Origin of the sequence: Lysinibacillus sp. ACHW1.5 (assembly GCF_022014815.1) — a bacterium.
GTDB lineage: Bacteria > Bacillota > Bacilli > Bacillales_A > Planococcaceae > Lysinibacillus > Lysinibacillus capsici.
Window position 1 is genome coordinate 1,469,397 of record NZ_CP091777.1, and the last position, 17,309, is coordinate 1,486,705.

At 37.1% G+C, this 17,309-nt stretch carries 16 protein-coding genes, 1 pseudogene and 2 riboswitches; of the genes and pseudogenes, 13 read left to right on the forward strand and 4 right to left on the reverse strand.

What is annotated here, in order from left to right; genetic code table 11:
• Nucleotides 1-44 precede the first annotated feature (44 nt).
• The 6 genes from L6W14_RS06965 to L6W14_RS06990 all read left to right on the forward strand — a co-directional run bounded on the left by L6W14_RS06965 (nucleotide 45) and on the right by L6W14_RS06990 (nucleotide 7,213).
• The gene (locus tag L6W14_RS06965) at nucleotides 45-1,559 is read left to right on the forward strand and encodes an NCS1 family transporter (RefSeq protein WP_237900089.1); all 1,515 of its coding nucleotides are present in this window, start codon (nucleotides 45-47) and stop codon (nucleotides 1,557-1,559) included.
• 45 nt (nucleotides 1,560-1,604) lie between these two features.
• Nucleotides 1,605-1,814, forward strand: a complete 210-nt coding sequence (locus tag L6W14_RS06970) for a hypothetical protein (protein WP_004232753.1) — start codon at nucleotides 1,605-1,607, stop codon at nucleotides 1,812-1,814.
• Between the two features lie 257 nt (nucleotides 1,815-2,071).
• On the forward strand, nucleotides 2,072-3,445 hold the full coding sequence (locus L6W14_RS06975) for an amino acid permease (protein ID WP_131519695.1): 1,374 nt from the start codon (nucleotides 2,072-2,074) through the stop codon (nucleotides 3,443-3,445).
• Between the two features lie 153 nt (nucleotides 3,446-3,598).
• Nucleotides 3,599-4,993, forward strand: coding sequence for a spore germination protein (locus L6W14_RS06980; RefSeq protein WP_053075663.1), 1,395 nt, complete (start codon nucleotides 3,599-3,601; stop codon nucleotides 4,991-4,993).
• 28 nt (nucleotides 4,994-5,021) lie between these two features.
• Nucleotides 5,022-6,104, forward strand: a complete 1,083-nt coding sequence (locus L6W14_RS06985; protein ID WP_131519696.1) for a GerAB/ArcD/ProY family transporter — start codon at nucleotides 5,022-5,024, stop codon at nucleotides 6,102-6,104.
• Entirely contained in the window at nucleotides 6,101-7,213 is a 1,113-nt protein-coding gene (locus L6W14_RS06990; protein ID WP_237900091.1) for a Ger(x)C family spore germination protein, read from the forward strand. The genes L6W14_RS06985 and L6W14_RS06990 overlap by 4 nt, the downstream gene beginning before the upstream one ends.
• 36 nt (nucleotides 7,214-7,249) lie before the next feature.
• Here L6W14_RS06990 and pgeF read toward each other — a convergent pair whose 3' ends face one another.
• Nucleotides 7,250-8,014 (reverse strand): peptidoglycan editing factor PgeF, encoded by a 765-nt coding sequence (gene pgeF / locus L6W14_RS06995; protein WP_237900104.1) that lies wholly within the window; start codon nucleotides 8,012-8,014, stop codon nucleotides 7,250-7,252.
• Nucleotides 8,015-8,172: 158 nt separating this feature from the next.
• Here pgeF and L6W14_RS07000 point away from each other — a divergent pair, with 158 nt between their 5' ends.
• The 4 genes from L6W14_RS07000 to L6W14_RS07015 all read left to right on the forward strand — a co-directional run bounded on the left by L6W14_RS07000 (nucleotide 8,173) and on the right by L6W14_RS07015 (nucleotide 11,846).
• Nucleotides 8,173-8,802: a transmembrane-type terpene cyclase gene (locus L6W14_RS07000; protein WP_131519699.1), complete on the forward strand. Its 630-nt coding sequence runs from the start codon at nucleotides 8,173-8,175 to the stop codon at nucleotides 8,800-8,802.
• Nucleotides 8,803-9,033: 231 nt separating this feature from the next.
• Nucleotides 9,034-9,642: a CAP domain-containing protein gene (locus L6W14_RS07005; protein WP_054550735.1), complete on the forward strand. Its 609-nt coding sequence runs from the start codon at nucleotides 9,034-9,036 to the stop codon at nucleotides 9,640-9,642.
• A gap of 301 nt (nucleotides 9,643-9,943) precedes the next feature.
• Nucleotides 9,944-10,924: a VanW family protein gene (locus L6W14_RS07010; RefSeq protein WP_131519700.1), complete on the forward strand. Its 981-nt coding sequence runs from the start codon at nucleotides 9,944-9,946 to the stop codon at nucleotides 10,922-10,924.
• Nucleotides 10,925-11,021: 97 nt separating this feature from the next.
• Nucleotides 11,022-11,846, forward strand: a complete 825-nt coding sequence (locus L6W14_RS07015) for a methyl-accepting chemotaxis protein (protein WP_131519701.1) — start codon at nucleotides 11,022-11,024, stop codon at nucleotides 11,844-11,846.
• 46 nt (nucleotides 11,847-11,892) lie between these two features.
• Here L6W14_RS07015 and L6W14_RS07020 read toward each other — a convergent pair whose 3' ends face one another.
• The 3 genes from L6W14_RS07020 to L6W14_RS07030 all read right to left on the reverse strand — a co-directional run bounded on the left by L6W14_RS07020 (nucleotide 11,893) and on the right by L6W14_RS07030 (nucleotide 14,649).
• On the reverse strand, nucleotides 11,893-12,510 hold the full coding sequence (locus tag L6W14_RS07020) for an HAD-IA family hydrolase (RefSeq protein ID WP_237900106.1): 618 nt from the start codon (nucleotides 12,508-12,510) through the stop codon (nucleotides 11,893-11,895).
• A 241-nt stretch (nucleotides 12,511-12,751) separates the two neighbouring features.
• On the reverse strand, nucleotides 12,752-13,528 hold the full coding sequence (locus L6W14_RS07025) for a YibE/F family protein (RefSeq protein ID WP_237900108.1): 777 nt from the start codon (nucleotides 13,526-13,528) through the stop codon (nucleotides 12,752-12,754).
• Nucleotides 13,525-14,649, reverse strand: coding sequence for a YibE/F family protein (locus L6W14_RS07030; RefSeq protein WP_237900110.1), 1,125 nt, complete (start codon nucleotides 14,647-14,649; stop codon nucleotides 13,525-13,527). Before L6W14_RS07030 ends, L6W14_RS07025 begins: the two co-directional genes overlap by 4 nt.
• 221 nt (nucleotides 14,650-14,870) lie before the next feature.
• Nucleotides 14,871-14,996, forward strand: a riboswitch (FMN riboswitch).
• A 115-nt stretch (nucleotides 14,997-15,111) separates the two neighbouring features.
• A riboswitch (FMN riboswitch) is annotated at nucleotides 15,112-15,237 on the forward strand.
• A gap of 199 nt (nucleotides 15,238-15,436) precedes the next feature.
• On the opposite strand from L6W14_RS07030, the gene ribE (L6W14_RS07035) reads away from it, so the two are divergent.
• From ribE (L6W14_RS07035) to ribE (L6W14_RS07045), 3 genes and pseudogenes are all read left to right on the forward strand, one after another.
• Entirely contained in the window at nucleotides 15,437-16,075 is a 639-nt protein-coding gene (ribE, locus tag L6W14_RS07035; protein WP_237900112.1) for a riboflavin synthase, read from the forward strand.
• Between the two features lie 24 nt (nucleotides 16,076-16,099).
• A pseudogene (gene ribB / locus L6W14_RS07040) lies at nucleotides 16,100-16,717 on the forward strand (3,4-dihydroxy-2-butanone-4-phosphate synthase); the annotation flags it as partial.
• A gap of 27 nt (nucleotides 16,718-16,744) precedes the next feature.
• Entirely contained in the window at nucleotides 16,745-17,227 is a 483-nt protein-coding gene (ribE, locus tag L6W14_RS07045; RefSeq protein ID WP_131519707.1) for a 6,7-dimethyl-8-ribityllumazine synthase, read from the forward strand.
• Nucleotides 17,228-17,309: the final 82 nt, after the last annotated feature.

Consider the following 17,309-nt stretch of genomic DNA (forward strand, 5'->3'; position numbering starts at 1 on the left):
CAAGTAGGTTGTCACGGAAATTAGAAAAAAAGGAGAGAAACATTATGGAACGTGAAGGGAATTATTTAAAATCCCCAGATTTACTTCCAGTGACACATCAACAAAGAAATATTGGAACATTTGGTTTTGCGGTGATTTGGATAGGAATGGCAATTGTATTAGCGGCTTTTGCCATTGGTGGTTCGGCTATTATGAATTTATCCTTACCAATGGTGATTGTGGCAACATTGGTAGGTTCTTGTTTAATTGGCGTCTTTATGACGTTAATTGGTGACATCGGAATAGAGCATGGATTATCTTTCCCTGTTTATATGCGTGCACCATTTGGCACATTCGGTACTCATATACCTTCTCTTGTACGTGGTGTTACAGCTGCCTGTTGGTTTGGTTTGAATACGTATTTTGGTGCATTAGCGATAAACGGAATTTTAAATTTATTGTTTGGCTTTGATAATTGGTTTATCTGCTTCCTTGTGTTTGCAGCGCTTCAACTCTTTAATACATCTCTTGGTATTAAATCCATTGAGCGTTTTGCTGATTTAGCAGCCCCTGTCATTATTTTAATTTCTTGTTGGATGTATTACACATTGGCAGATAGTGCAACATCTCAGGGAAAAAATATTTGGACGTGGGTGGAAACCCCAACAACAGGCTTCGCTGCTTTTACCGCCTTCATGGTAGTGGTGATGGCAAATATGGGCTTTTGGGCAACCTTAGCAGCAGATATGCCATCCTTGTCCCGCTTCTTTAAAGCACCCAAAAATGAGCGTAATTGGTTCAAGCGTAATAAAACACAGCTTGTAGGCTCTTTAATTGTCATGCCCATTACAAACACATTCATTGTTACGATTGGTGCAGTTTGCTATATGGCAGTTGCCTCGGCAGACCCAATAAATGCCTTACAGCAAAGTGCAAGCGGCTTTATTCTTGGAATTCTATTGCTGATGATTGTATTAGCACAATGGTCGACAAATACCTCTGCCAACGTTGTACCAGCAGCTACTATTTTCTCTAATATCGGTGGACCGAAAGTGCCATTCTGGGTAGGGGTAGTTATTGCAGGGATTATTGGTATTCTTGCACAGCCCTGGAGTCTATTTGATGTCATGGTCAATGTCCTATTAATCATTGGCGGTATTTTAACAGCAATTGTAGGTATTTTATTTGCTGATTACTACCTGATTCGTAAACGGCGCGTACATGTCAAAGAGCTTTATGAATTAGATGGGCAATTTAAATATTATAAGGGCTTTAATATGGCTGGATTAATCGCTTGGGTAATCGGTGGTGCAGTTGCCAATATATTTTCAACTTACTCTTCTTTAGTAGGGTTCGCTGTAGGCGCGATTGTATATTATGTATTAGCGAAGTATTGGTGGTTTAAAAAGTATCCACAAGCTGAGCTAGATGATCCAAGTGATGCCAAATATTTAGGTATTACTGTCGGACATAATTTAGATGAAATATTTGGCCAACCAACAGCTCCAACGACGACTCCGGATGAAGATGAACTGATGGAGCAACCAGATCCTCTGTTAGAGATGAAGGGTGCCGAGTAAGTGAGACAACATCAAGACATTTTCAAAAGAAGGTGAGGTGATGGCATGTCTGAATTCCAACAAAGCACAGAGGAAATTCAAAAAGTAGATCATTATTTAGATAGTGGCTTTAAAATCAAATATGTCTACGAAAATTTAAGTGGGATGTTTGTAGAATTTGCACGTCAAGAAGAAGTGACTTTGCTACAAATTCTAACAGCAGATGCACGTAAATACTTCTCTGCTAAATTACACGAACAAACTTTATTACAATAACGAAGCAAACTCTATTCCTTTCGACTTGAATGGAATAGAGTTTTTTTGAATTTTCTGATTTAAATTATGTTGAAGTAACACCATATTTCGTACAAACATCAATTAAATCGTCGTTATTACCTATTTTTTGTTATTCTATTAAAATAGCAATATTTTTTGTTTTTCCTAAAAATACATTTGTCTTTTTTAGAAAAATTGATTATTATTTTAAAGTAAAAACATCGTAGAAAGAACAACAGGAAAAGAGGCGTTATGGAGTGGCCAATAAGGAATTGAAAAGAGGATTAGAAGCACGTCATATTCAAATGATTGCACTTGGCGGTACGATTGGTGTTGGGCTATTTATGGGCTCAGCAAGTGCTATTCAATGGACAGGACCTTCTGTACTCCTTGCCTATGGTATTGCAGGTATTTTTATTTTTTTCATTATGAGGGCAATGGGTGAGATGCTTTATATGGAGCCAAGTACAGGCTCTTTTGCCACATTTGGCTATAAATATATTCATCCTTTAGCAGGGTATTTAACAGCGTGGAGTAACTGGTTCCAATGGGTTATTGTTGGGATGTCTGAAATTATAGCAGTAGGAACGTATATGCAATATTGGTATCCAGAATTACCAGCTTGGATACCTGGTCTAATTGCAATGGTGATTTTGGGTGTGGCAAACTTCATTTCTGTCAAATCGTTTGGAGAATTTGAATTCTGGTTTGCGATGATTAAAATTGTTACGATTATTTTAATGATTATTGCAGGGGTCGGACTCATCTTCTTTGGCTTTGGCAATGATGGAATAGCAATTGGCTTATCCAATCTTTGGAGTCACGGTGGCTTCTTTACAGGTGGCTGGACAGGATTTTTCTTTGCCTTATCTTTAGTCGTTGCTGCCTATCAAGGGGTGGAGCTCATTGGGATTACAGCAGGAGAAGCAAAAAATCCTCAACAAACGATTACGAATGCCATCCAAAGCATTATTTGGCGTATTTTAATTTTCTATATCGGTGCAATCTTTGTCATTGTTACAGTGTATCCTTGGGATGAGCTTGGCACAATTGGTAGTCCTTTCGTTGCGACATTTGCTAAGGTAGGTATCACAGCTGCTGCAGGTATTATTAATTTCGTCGTCATCACAGCTGCAATGTCAGGGTGTAACAGTGGAATCTATAGTGCTGGACGTATGTTATATACACTTGCTATGAATGGACAAGCACCAAAATTTTTCGCTAAGCTTTCTAGTAATGGCGTGCCTTTATTTGGAACAGCGGGCGTATTAGTTGGCTTAGTCGTTGGGGTTATTTTAAGTTATATTGCCCCTGAAAACTTATTTGTTTATGTGTATAGTGCAAGTGTTTTACCAGGGATGATTCCATGGTTTATCATTTTAATCAGTCAAATTCGTTTTAGAAAAGCAAAGGGAGCGCAGCTAGCAAAGCATCCTTTTAAAATGCCGTTCGCACCGATTACAAACTATGTAACAATCATCTTTTTAATCATGGTACTAGTCGGCATGTGGTTCAATGATGATACACGCGTGTCATTAATAGTGGGCATTATTTTCTTGATTCTCGTAACCATTAGCTACTACGTATTTGGTATTGGTAAAAACCGATACAGCAAAGATTCTATAGAATAACCTTTAAGGATGTATCTCTAATTGGGATGCATCCTTTTTGTATGGCTATTTTTGCTAGCACAATTTTTACATAATTAAATGAAAAAAAGACAAACTACTAAAAACTGAGTGATATGGACTGGTATTTATCGGAACAAAAGGGGTGGAGCGAAAATGAACGAGATACCCGAGCAGATTGTCGCTAAATTAAAGCAAGAGATTAACGAAGTCGATGACGTAAAACTGAAAATGATCGCTACAGAAGAAGGGGATGTGACGGTCATTTATTTCTCCTCACTCATCGAAAAAATGACTTTACAAACCATGGTGACGATTCCACTAGCTAATAATTTGAAACAAATTCATCAAATGGCTCAATATGTGGACCCGAAGGATGTGAAGGGTGTCGTTAAAAAATTGAATGCTGGGCAAACCCTTCTTTTTTTTCACGAAACCAACGCCCTATTAAGCGTCGACACGTATAGCGCGCCTACAAGAGCCATTACGGATACGGAAACAGAGTCGACTGTAATTGGTCCACAGGATGCATTTACAGAATCACTGGAAACGAATATATCGTTAGTGAGAAGACGGATTCAAAGCTCCATGCTAAAAAATGAAAACCGAATTGTTGGGTCAGAAGCCAATATTAAAATATCGATTATGTATATGGATAATATCGTGAGCCATGAAAATTTAGATGATTTAAGAAACCGTATTGACCAGGTAGATTATCCGTTATTTACGGATATATCCGTGTTGAAGCAATTAATTGAGGATAATCCATTATCGCCCTTTCCTCAATATTACATGACAGTCCGTCCAGATAGTATTTGCCGTTATCTGCTGGATGGTAGAATCGTCGTTTTTATGGATAATAGTCAACTAGCTATTGTCTGTCCCACATCTTTTTTTGAAATGTTCGTGTCAATTGAGGATTACTACAACCGTTGGACAACAGCATCTTTATTAAGGATGCTGCGCTTTTTTGGTTTTTTCTTAACGATCATGATTACACCAATGTATATATCAGCCTTAACCTTCCACCCAGAAATTTTGCCATATGAATTATTACTAAATCTTCAAGAATCAAGAAGTAAGGTACCTTTTCCACCACTGATTGAGGTATTATTTATCGAGCTTATTATTGAAGTGTTGCGAGAAGCAGGTTCCCGAATGCCTGCCAAAGTCGGACAAACCATTGGTATCGTAGGAGGTATTGTAATTGGTACAGCTGCCGTAGAAGCTGGATTACTCAGTAATATACTCATTGTATTAGTTGCTACCTCAGCACTACTTTCCTTCTTACCGCCCATTTTCTTAATGAGTAATACTAGCCGATTTATCCGTTATATTTTTATCTTATCAGCAGGTTTATTTGGCTTGTTTGGACAGATGCTCGCCTTTGCGTGGTTAATCCACCATCTATTAAGTCTCAAATCCTTAGGGACGCATTATATGACACCTGCCATTCCAAGAAAGCCAAGCGATTTATTGGATAGTGTCATCCGATTTCCAACTAAATATATAAGAAGTAAGACTGGTATTTCAAAAGTACAGAAAAAATAGTGTCAGAATGAGAATGAGGTGGTTAACTTTGAATACAACAAAAGGAAAGGTCTTAAATCGTTATCATGTCATCTTCTTAGCGCAAAGTATTATGATTGGTACCGGTATCCTTTCGCTCCCTCAGAAAATAAGTCCTATGGGCTACACACAATCATTTATGCCTCTTCTCTTTGGTGTGATTGCTAGCCTGACACTATTTGCGATGGTATGGCTTTGTTCGAAGTTTCCCAATGATGATTTATTTCGAATGAATGAAATATTATTGGGAAAATGGCTCGGAAAATTTATAAATCTACTCGTCATTATTCAATTTATTGTTTTTAGTGCAGGGATTATTAGTAATTATATGCACTTAATTCAAAGTACAGCATTGCAGGAACAAACCATCACCTTGCCTGTACTTTGCTTTTTACTGCTACTTATTTATATTGTAAGTGGGGGTATTAAATCTATTGCACGATTTTGTATAATGACATTTTTTATTACCATTGGATTATTCTATTTTACGCGCTGGGCCATTGAAAAAGGTGATCCAAGTCATTTTTTGCCTCTCTTTAATTTTACGCCTCAGGAATTTTATGAAGCGTTAAAGCAAGGATATTTTTCTATCCTTGGTTACGAATTAATTCTATTTTATTTTCCATATATCATCGATCAAAAAAAGGCATTTCGTCATTCCTTAATCGGTATTTGGATTAGTATATTTTTATGCTTTATCACAACAGCTATTAGCGTCATGTATTATTCAGAGTGGCAGTTAAAAAATGTAGAGTTTTCAGTATTAAACCTATTTAAGGCAGGAGAATTTACCTTTATTGAGCGAATCGATATCATTGGCATTACGCTTTGGGTTTTTCTAATCTTATCCTCGATTACAGCCTATGTATGGTGTGCAAAAAGGGGGATGGATACCTTCCTTAAAAAGAAAAAGCAAAGTTATCAGTTGTATATCATCGCCTTGATCATTTTCTTTATTGTAAAAATGCCCTTTTCGCGTGAATTCCAAGAAAAATTATTTATGGCAAGTAACTATGTAGGCTATGTGCTTGTAAGCTGGCCAGTGTTTTTAATCCTGATATATGTTATTCGAAAAAAGCAGGTGCAGGTATGAAAAATAAACATCTATGCATCATTTCTTTTTTGATTTTCGTTTTACTTACAGGCTGTTCTAAAAAAGAATTAAAAGTTCCTCTAGAAGATGTTGGGATGGTAGACTCGATGGCTTTTGACTATATCGATGAGAACCAGATGAGACTCACAGTAGCGATCCCCCAATATTCTCCAGACGCAGAAAAAGACACACAAACTTTTTCTATCACAACAGATTTAGTATCAAGCGGCATCGTGGAAATAGAAAAGCAATCCGATAAAAAAATAGTCTTCAATCAATTGCGAGTTGTCTTAGTAAACGAAGATTTTGCGCGGAAAGGGAATGTTCGAAAAATTGTTCAGCACTTATATCGCAATGCGGAAGTAGGTAATAAAGTATTGATAGCTGTTGTGAAGGATAATGCGGAAGCGATTTTAAAAGGGGATTACCCTGATAAGCCAAGTATTAATTTTTATTTGAACAATCTATTAGAGCCGAGTATCAATACTGCTTTTAATCCCAATACAAATATTCATGATTTTATGTATTCGATTACCAATCCAGTAGTTGATGTAGTATTACCCTATGTTGAAAAACGAGGGGAGAAATTAGAGATTAAAGGCGTTGCCATATTTAAAGGGAATCAGATGCATGAATTAATTAAACCTGAGGAAGCACTAGTTATTCAAGCTTTAAGTGGACAGAAAAATCTTGCTCCATTGCATCTTGATTTAAATGCAGGACATGGAGAAGAAAAGGTAATGATTGATTTAATCGAGAGCAGTGTGAAAAAAGAGAGTAATAAAAATATGGAATCACCCAAATTAACGATTTTCTTAAAAATAAAGGGTACTTTAAGCGAATATAAGGGAGAAAGAGAATCACATTTATTTACAGTTGAAAGCATTAGTGATCTGGAAAAAGATGTGAATAAACAGTTGGAACAGGATATTAGTGAATTTTTAGCACGATTAAATAAAACAGAGGTAGATCCAGCTGGCTTAAGTGAAGAATTTAGAATGTATCATCATGGAAAATGGACATCGAAAAAAACAAGAGAGCTTATTAGAAAATTAGACGTGAAGGTCCATGTAGAAACGTCCATTATTAGTACAGGTACTTTAAAATAACAGCAAAGACCCATTCGATAAGAAGGGTCTTTGCTGTTAGTGTGTTTTTCGCATAATAAAGCTTAAATGTCTTCCAGCTTGTTTATCTTGACGATAAGAAAAGCCATCGGGACTAAGGAATGTACAGGTTTCATCAATTTGTATTTGATTCACTGGAATACCCGCAAGCTCACATTGCTTTTTGACTGTCTGCTGATTATCAATGTGGTATTTTTTCGTTTCTGCATTGTAATACATAAATTCTTCGGCATAACCAAGACTGTGAAATTTTTCATATACATCTGCGTCTACCTCAAATTTCTGCTGACTCAGTGCCATACCGATTTGAACATGAAAGTCCTCAGGTCGACACTGTTCTTCATTCATAAGATGCTGAAACAGTTTGGGTGTTATTTCTTTGACTGTTCCTTGCCATCCCGAATGAATCACACCGACAAGTCCATTCACAGCATTATAAAAAATAACGGGCACGCAATCTGCCGTAAAACTACATAATAGTAAGTTAGGCTCAACTGTATAAAGCGCGTCTGTATTCTTCACCGCTGTATCCATTTGTGCAGCTCCTCGTCCTTGATCAGCTAATGTGACTTTATGAAAGTTCGCACTATGCGTTTGCTCTGTACAAATAAAATTTTGTAAATCACAGTTCAATGTCGCAGCTAAATGCTGACGATTGTTAATGATAGCTTGAACATCATGGCAACTATGCAAAGCCATATTATTGTGTTCTACTTCCATCTCATCTTTTAAGGTTGTTCCTGCGATAAATTGCTCATTCTCTAAATACATTTTTATTTTCATTTAATCACCTCGTTTTACTATATAGGATCGCTTGTGGAATGTATAGGTTGCCGTTTTTTACTATTTAGCTACTCCTTTACCCGTCTATCAAACTTTTAGACATAAAGAATCGATTTCCTCATATAGTAGAAGGAATGCTAGAGAGGGGGAGAGCGTGAATGTTGAGTGAACAAGACATATTATTCATTTGCCAAGTAGGAATGGGTCTTTTTTGGATTTTTACATATATACTTGTTATTTACAAAGGATGGCAAGATAAAACCTATGGCATGCCTATGGTCGCTATTTGTGCCAATATTTCATGGGAATTTATCTTTGCCTTTTTCTACCCACAAAATGACCTGCAACGCTATATTACGCTGATTTGGTTTGTATTGGATGTCTTTATTTTGATGCAATTTTTACGTTATGCGCCAAATGAATATCGAAAGATGCTATCAAAAAAGCTATTGTATTTCTCCTTTTTGATCACGTTAATCTTTAGCATGCTGATCATTTTAGGTATAGTCTATGAATTTCAAGATTTTGAAGGAAAGTACGTAGCATTCTTTCAAAATCTTATGATGTCAGGTCTATTTATTGCTTTACTCTTGCAAAGAGGGAATTTAGCTGGTCAATCCATGGGGATAGCAGTTTGTAAGATGGTGGGTACATTATTTGCAGCGGTAGGCTTTTATCTATACTTCCGCACACCTTTAATTACCGTTATTTCTGTAGCAACGCTCTTTTATGATTGGCTCTATATTCTCTTAATTTATCGATTACAGCGTAAGCAATTAGCAAAATAGGATATTTTGTGCAGCAATTGATCACTAAATCTATTAGTAATGTATGCCAATTACAAACATATTGCAACTTGATGACAATTCCAATGGGAAAGAATAGCGAGAGAAAGGGCTTTAACTAAACATATGGCGAGCTTGTCATACAATTGTAAAAATCCTTCCAAATATTTTGTGATGATTATGGCTCAAAAACTATTTACGATAATGGTAGAGCAATTAGGAAGGGTGATTAACATGTTTAAAAAAATAAAAAAAGCAGCACTAGCTTCAGTAGTAGCAACTTCATTATTAGTGCCAGTTGCGGCAATGGCCGCCGAATCCTATACAGTGACATCTGGTGATACGCTATGGAAAATAGCATTAAAAACAGAAACGGGTGTACAGGAATTAATTGATGCCAACCCACAACTCGCTAACCCAAATCAAATTTCTCCAGGTCAAAAAATTAACGTCCCTGTAAAAGAACAGGCAACAGTTGAACAAGAGGTTGTGAAACTTGTCAATGCAGAACGGGCAAAAGCAGGTCTTCCAGCATTGCAAGAAGATTGGGAGCTATCAAGGGTTGCTAAATATAAGTCGCAAGATATGCAGGATAAAAATTACTTTGACCACACAAGTCCAACGTATGGTACACCTTTTACCATGATGAAAAACTTCGGTATTACGTATAAATCTGCTGGTGAAAATATCGCGAAGGGCCAACGCTCCGCACAGGAAGTTGTAACGGCCTGGATGAACAGTGAAGGACACCGTGCCAATATCCTTAATAAAAGCTACACACATATTGGTGTAGGCTATGTACAGGAAGGTAATTACTGGACACAAATGTTTATTCAAAAATAAAAAAAGAAAGAGTATCTATTGGCTTTTGTGATAGCTAGTAGATGCTCTTTTTCGCGTTAAATTCTAAAGTATACCGTATTGGAAGCGTATATTACTTCTTCTAGAATTAATCCCCCTAAATCATTAAAAGGTTAATTAACTACAAGAATACACATCAAACTATCTTTAGATATGTCAGGCTAAGGATAATGTAGCCTGTTTTTGCTATCTTGACAAATAAAAATAACCAAAAAACAACACACTATGAGCAATAGACGAATAAGATGTCTCTGTAGTATGAAGATAGAGGTGGTGTTTATGGTTGAAAAAGAAGTGGTTAGCTACATGTTGCGTTATCTGTATGACGGGTCTCGTAGGTTGTGAAAAAACAGCAGTCCCTGATAACAAGCTAGAACAAAAAATTCAACAACGTGAGGAAATACAGCAACCTGTTACATATGAACAAGAACAAATGATTGATCCTATTGTAGAGGTTGTTGATCCAACTACGAGTAAGGTACTTAAAACAATATCTCCAAAGGAATTTGGCTTCGATACGGACCCACAAGCCTATCAAAAGCATATCGAACAATTAGCAAGGGAATGGGCGAGAGGAACGGACACATCAAATGGCTATGATCAGCGTATGATGCTTGATCGATTGGATGAAAACGGGCAAGTGATCAAGGGGAAGCCGCAAATCATTTTAAAGGAAAGTGAGCTAGTGGAGCGTATTATCGAAGCTTCTGCGACTGGCGGTCAGGTAGAAATGCCGCTCTATATAACAGAAAGTGGCTATTATTTTGAGGATCTTCCTTTATTAGAGGAAGTGGTTGTTGCATCTTATACAACTTATTTCAATCGTGCTGATTTAGGAAGAAATAAAAATATTGAGCTCTCTGCTAGAGCCATTCATAATGTGATTGTAGGCAGTGGCGATTATTTTTCTTTTAATACAATTGTGGGTCCAAGAGATGAGGCAAATGGCTATCAACCCGCACCTGAAATTATTAATAAGAAGGTAGTCATGGGAATTGGTGGTGGAATCTGTCAAACTTCTTCAACCTTGTTTAATGCAGTAGACCAAATTCCCGTCAAATATGTTGAGCGCCATCATCATTCGTTAGATGTAGGATATGTCCCAAAAGGAAGAGATGCTACGGTTTCTTATGATACGTTAGATTTTAGGTTTCAAAACTCAAATGATGTACCATTTTTAATTAAGGCAAGCTATGGAGAGAATTCTCTAACAATTGAAATTCGAACGGCAGAAAAATATGTAGAATTATTGAAAAAACCATAATGTTGTAAGGAGACACCACTGGACGTTGGTGTCTTTTTTCGGATCGCATGATATAGTTAAATTGATACAATTCAGAAAATTTTAGGGGGAAAAGACAATGCATCCTAAACTACAAGCAACGATTGATTCGATTGATTTATACCAAGCAACTTACCCAGAGGATGCTTGTGTCATCGTGGCAGATACGGAAAAAGTGCTTGCCTACAAACCAGGAAAAAAGGTTGACTTAAAAGTTGGGGTTGGTGACCCAGTACATAAATATCGAGGTACAGCAACAGAAATAGCGTTAAGTTCAGGAAAATTTGTGAAAGAGGAGCGTAGCGCAGAAGGTTTTGGTATGGCCTATATCGCCTCTGCCCAGCCTATTTTTGAAGGAGGACGTATTATTGGCGTAGTAAGTGCCATTATTTCGAACGAAAAAATGGATAGTATGCGTCTATTGGCAACTGAGCTTTCGAGTGCCGTAGAAGAAATGACAGCTACAAATGATGGATTAGCCACTGCCAGTAAGGATGTATCCAATCGTTTGGAAGAGCTATCTAATTTCGCGGAATCGATGACAGGCGATATTGAACAAATTAATGTGATTGTCCATTTAGTAAAAGATTTAGCTATGAAATCGAGAATTCTTGGTCTAAACGCATCGATAGAAGCAGCACGTTCAGGTGAGCATGGGCGTGGCTTTGCGGTGGTCGCTTCTGAAATACAAAAAATGTCCCAGAGTAGCACAGAAAGTGCTGATAGCATAACTGTGCAACTAGAAAATATTAAACAATCCATCGATCAGGTCAATGCATCAACAAATCAAATTGCTGCGTTTACACAGCAGTTTGCTGCGAGTATGCATGAATTAACAGATGCCTACAAAGGGGTTAATAGTACAGCAGAAAAGCTAATGCAAATTAGTGACATCAAAGGATAGGCATATAAAAAGGATAATAGACAAGTGCTATTATCCTTTTTCATGATTAAATGATCTCTAAAATTTCCTGCGGTGTTGAGACACTGTATTCAGGTTCGTCATTTTGCACGACTTCTTTGGCATCATAGCCCCATTCCACCCAAATAATTGGTATACCGGCTTTCTTACAAGCAACAATATCCCTTTGCTCGTCTCCAATGTATACGACGTCAGACGAGTCGACATTCGCTTCCTTTAAAAACTTTTTCATTACTTTGTCCTTACCAAAAATGCGGTTGGAGCAAAGTACATCTGCTACACAATGAATACCGTTCATTTTAAGAAATTCTAAAATATTCTCTTTAGAGTTTGAGGAAATAATCATGATTTTATAGCCTCTTTTATCAATCTCTATTAATAGTTCCTTCATTCCATCGAAAAGATGCACATCATTTAATGATTGACGATACAATTTATAAAATTGCGGTAAAATCATAGGTAACTTATACATTGGGAAGTCGAATAATTTACTGCGTTCTGAAATTGATAATTTTTTTAATGTATCAATTTCCTTCAATTCAATGCCTTTAAATTTATATTTTTGGGCTAAAGTATTCCATGCTGATGCAAACACAGCAGTAGAATCTGCAAGCGTCCCATCAAAATCAAAGATAATATGCTTCATTGCAAACTTTCTCCTTTTTCATCTCGTTGTATTGACGTTCTATGCTAAAAAATGTTACATGGAATGGGCAATCTAGTATTCTTGAAATAACAACCATTTTGAGCGTACGTAAACATCTTATGGTAAATATTATCAGAAAATACGGCGATTGCAATGAAAATGGTACAACAAAAGGAGGTGTCTTAAAAGTCCATTGAGACACCTCGGCTTTATTGTGTTTTATGATAGGTACTGGTAATTATTATAAAAGTTTTTCTGTTTTTTCGCGTGTTCGAATTAAATAAAAGGCATTGATGCAGGCGGCAATCGGAATAATCAATGCAATGCCGATTCCTGCACAAAAAATGGTTGTCATTTCGGCACTAAAAACCTTGGAGTTAACAATTTCCCCAATCGAATAGGAGAGGTCCTTGAACCAGATTAATAAGCTTAAATAGCCACCAAAGAAAGCAAAAAATAACGTATTAGTATCGGTTCCTAATATATCTCTTCCTATACTTAAGCCAGCTGCAAATAGTTTTTTTCTACTCATCGAAGGATTGCGATAAAAAATCTCATGCATAGAGGTAGCGATGGAAATGGCTACATCCATAATGGCACCTATCGTACTCATAATGATGACTGATGCACCTATCTGCACAAAATTAACACCGACGTAGAGAGAAAAGATGCTGATTTCTTCAGTTGATTCTTCGCCAAACCCTTGGATCATCGACTTTTCCGTTACAAAGGTAATAAAGAGTAGTAACACAACTATCGTTATCATCGTCGAGATAAAGGCTGTAATGGTTTTACTGTTTGTTTTATTGATATAGAAAAGACTAATACAGCTAATGACCGTACAGGCAATAAACGTCAAGATGATAGGGCTATTTTTAGGGTTTGTCATTAAAAAAATGGTGACAAAGAGCACACCAAAGTTTAGGAATAAAGAAAGAAATGAGCGTATCCCCTGTCTACCGCCGACAAGTACCATTAACACGCATAATATAACTGCTAATAAGACGACAACATTCATCCTCGAACCCTCTTTCGATTAATAAAAAATATAGCGGTATACTGACTGATAGGAATCGTAAGGACAACACCAATACCCCCTGCTAAGGCACGGGCTAATTCTAAAGAAAGATTTAAGGACAATGTAAGCCCTAATGTGGAAGAATTTTTTAAATAGAGAATAATCATAGGTATGGAGCCGCAAAGGTAGGCAAAGAATAAGATACTTGTAATGGTACCCATAATATCTTTACCGATTTCATGTCCCGAAGATTTCAGAGCCTTGACAGAGATTGTAGGATCTTGCTCGTACAAAGTAAAAATTGAGGAAGCCATTGTAATAGAAACATCCATTACTGCCCCGAGTGAGCCAATAAATAAACCTGCCATAAAGACGGTACGATAGGGACGTGTTAAAAATTGCATTTCTTCATAACGAAGACCATTTTCACCTGTCAACCACATTACAATAGAGCTTATGATAAGCGCTATAACAGTGCCTAAAAGTGTGGACACGATGGCTACATATGTTTTTGTATGCAATCCACTAATAAGTAGTAGCGAAATAATCGTAAATAGCAGGGCGCAAATGCCGCTGACTAATAACAGGCTTACGCCCCCATGCTTCACATAAAGATCTAATGCGAATGATAGAATCACAGCATTGACACTCAAACTAATGATAGAAAATAAGGCTTGTCTTTTACCTACAATAAGTAGGGCAAAAATAAAAATCCATGCAATCATTACCATGGTTTGATCTCGTTTTAAATCGAGAATGGTTCCTGTTAAAACTGATTGTGTTGTGCGATCATCTACCGTGACAAAGATTTCATTGCCTACATGATATTCTTGATCAAAAGCACCAGACGAAGAATAGTCATTCGTCAAATGAATGGATTGCCCCTTATGCTGACCATTTTTGATAATGGCCATCATCTCCTGTGTAAACAAAAAATCCTCATTTTCATACATATCTGTCATCGGTTCGGATTCTATTACATCCACTTGCGTTATTTTTGCTATCGGTCGATCATAAAATTGTTCGTTATGACTTACGAAAACAATCGAAACCCCACAACAGAGTGCTAATAGGGCATAGAAAACAGCTTGTTTAAAAGGTATATTTTTTAAAAATGTCAAATTAATGACCTCCAAACGGCCTAGACTGAATAGTCACTTGTAAAGGAACGTTTTGTTGATTAAGAAGTTCCATAAACAGGTTAAATGACATCATTTTATTAACATCTTTTACATTTTTCAAGTCTCGTCAGAGCTGTTTAAAATTTATGCTTCGAAAAAAATTTAAAAAGAAGGATGGATAATATAATAAAATAGTGTTATCGTAAGACTAGCTAAATAAAAATATTCTTCGGGGTAGGGTGAAATTCCCGATCGGCGGTGATGAAGCAATTCAAAGTCCGTGAGCGCAAGCTGATTTGGTGCAAATCCAAAACCGACAGTTACAGTCTGGATGGGAGAAGGGTAAAAATGCGAACTTTTTAAATTGATTCTAATTTAGAAGGTTTATTTGACTATGCATTTACTACAAATCTTCCCAATCATCTTGTGGGAAGTTTTTTTATTTAGCACAATTGAATAGAAGATGTTCTTCGGGGTAGGGTGAAATTCCCAATCGGCGGTGATGAAGCAATTCAAAGTCCGTGAGCGCAAGCTGATTTGGTGCAAATCCAAAACCGACAGTGATAGTCTGGATGGGAGAAGAACGAATGAGATGACAGTCTATGAAAAAATTGTTTTCAAATAGGCTTATTTGTTGATGTCTTATACTCCCAAAACCCCTTTGATGTAAAGGGGTTTTTATTTTTTATTGCTAACGAGAGAAGGGAGAAGGATAAGGCACAAAAACAGATGGATAAACTGTAAAAGTAAAGGATAGAAGTGCTAATAAAGTAGAGTAGGTGATGGAATGTTTACAGGACTTGTAGAGGATATTGGTATCATAAAAGCCGTGCAAAGCGATCGGGACAGTATGAAAATTACGGTGCAATCAGCCAAGATAACAGAGGATGTCAAGCTTGGTGACAGTATAGCGGTCAATGGAGTTTGTTTAACGGTGACAAATTTCACACAACAGCAGCTTACGATGGATGTTATGCCTGAAACAGTCAAAGCAACAAATCTACAGCAGCTGGCAATAGGTGATTCTGTTAATTTGGAGCGTGCCATGCCTGCTAATGGGCGATTTGGTGGCCATTTTGTTGCTGGTCATGTTGATGGAGTCGGCAAAATTTTGCGAAAACGTCCAGTAGCAAACGCCGTTTATATTGATATCGAAATATCAGAGGAACTAACCAACTTCTGTATTCCAAAGGGTTCCATAACAATTGATGGCACAAGCTTAACCCTTTTTCATGTTGAAGCCAAGAGTGTCACAATTTCACTTATTCCTCATACTTACAAAGAAACCGTTTTAGGTATGAAGAGGGTTGGAGCAATCGTTAATATCGAAACCGATTTAGTTGGAAAATACATTATAGGGCAATTAAAAAAGGGGCAAATAACGCCAGCTATTACAAGAGATTATTTAGCACAACATGGTTTTTAAATCACAGAATAGGAGTTGATGATCGTGCTACATTCAATTGAAGAAGCCATAGAGGATTTAAGGCAGGGCAATATGATTGTGGTGGTTGATGATGAGGATCGAGAAAATGAAGGAGATCTTCTGGCACTCGCTGAATTCATCACACCAGCAACAATCAACTTTATGGCAACCAATGGTAGAGGTTTAATTTGTACGCCGATTTCACAGCAGCTTGCACAAAAGCTAGATTTATATCCAATGGTTCAGCACAATACAGATAACCATCAAACCGCATTTACGGTAAGTATCGATCATGTAGAAACAACGACAGGGATTAGCGCCTTTGAGCGTGCGCTAACGATACAAAGGATGGTAGAAAAGCAAGCTAAGCCGACTGATTTTCGTCGACCAGGCCATATTTTTCCGTTGATTGCGAAAGAGCAAGGCGTGCTGGAACGGAGAGGACACACGGAGGCCACTATTGATCTAGCGAAGCTTTGTCATAGCGTACCTGCAGGTGTTATTTGCGAAATTATGGGTGATGATGGGCACATGCTTCGGTTTGAAGAACTAACAAATTACGCTGCACAACATGGCTTAAAAATGATCTCGATAGAAGCATTGGTTGCTTATCGTCAACAATTATCCACTAATAAAACTAAAATTTCTATGTAAAAAGGAGAAGGAACAATGGGTCAAACATTTGAAGCACAATTAATTGGAACGGATTTGAAAATTGCAGTAGTAGTGGGTCGTTTTAATGAGTTTATTACTAGCAAATTATTGGATGGGGCAATGGATGGTTTAACTCGTCATGGGGTTAATTCTGCATCTATTGATGTTGCATGGGTGCCAGGAGCTTTTGAAGTTCCTTTTATAGCGAAACAACTGGCAGAAACCAAGAAATATGATGCTATTATTGGTTTAGGTACTGTTATTCGTGGCTCTACAACACACTATGACTATGTTTGTAATGAATCGGCAAAAGGCATTGCCAATGTGTCATTGTCAACGAATGTACCTGTTATTTTTGGAATTGTTACTACCGAAAATATTGAACAGGCAATTGAACGTGCAGGAACGAAATCTGGTAATAAAGGCTATGATGCTGCAATGTCTGCAATTGAGATGGCAAATCTAAAGAAAATGATTGGATCAGGACAATTTGAATAGTCGTCACAACATTTGTTTCTTTGAATATTTTGAACAACCATGGGAAAAATATGCTTAAGTGTATTTATTGAAGGTGATTGTT

Excerpts from the sequence above, each read along its gene's own strand:
- L6W14_RS06965 (WP_237900089.1), top strand. The coding sequence starts at position 45 with ATGGAACGTGAAGGGAATTATTTAAAATCCCCAGATTTACTTCCAGTG.
- L6W14_RS06970 (WP_004232753.1), top strand. The coding sequence starts at position 1,605 with ATGTCTGAATTCCAACAAAGCACAGAGGAAATTCAAAAAGTAGATCAT.
- L6W14_RS06980 (WP_053075663.1), top strand. The coding sequence starts at position 3,599 with ATGAACGAGATACCCGAGCAGATTGTCGCTAAATTAAAGCAAGAGATT.
- L6W14_RS06990 (WP_237900091.1), top strand. The coding sequence starts at position 6,101 with ATGAAAAATAAACATCTATGCATCATTTCTTTTTTGATTTTCGTTTTA.
- pgeF (WP_237900104.1), bottom strand. The coding sequence starts at position 8,014 with ATGAAAATAAAAATGTATTTAGAGAATGAGCAATTTATCGCAGGAACA.
- L6W14_RS07000 (WP_131519699.1), top strand. The coding sequence starts at position 8,173 with ATGTTGAGTGAACAAGACATATTATTCATTTGCCAAGTAGGAATGGGT.
- L6W14_RS07005 (WP_054550735.1), top strand. The coding sequence starts at position 9,034 with ATGTTTAAAAAAATAAAAAAAGCAGCACTAGCTTCAGTAGTAGCAACT.
- L6W14_RS07015 (WP_131519701.1), top strand. The coding sequence starts at position 11,022 with ATGCATCCTAAACTACAAGCAACGATTGATTCGATTGATTTATACCAA.
- L6W14_RS07020 (WP_237900106.1), bottom strand. The coding sequence starts at position 12,510 with ATGAAGCATATTATCTTTGATTTTGATGGGACGCTTGCAGATTCTACT.
- L6W14_RS07025 (WP_237900108.1), bottom strand. The coding sequence starts at position 13,528 with ATGAATGTTGTCGTCTTATTAGCAGTTATATTATGCGTGTTAATGGTA.
- ribE (WP_237900112.1), top strand. The coding sequence starts at position 15,437 with ATGTTTACAGGACTTGTAGAGGATATTGGTATCATAAAAGCCGTGCAA.
- ribE (WP_131519707.1), top strand. The coding sequence starts at position 16,745 with ATGGGTCAAACATTTGAAGCACAATTAATTGGAACGGATTTGAAAATT.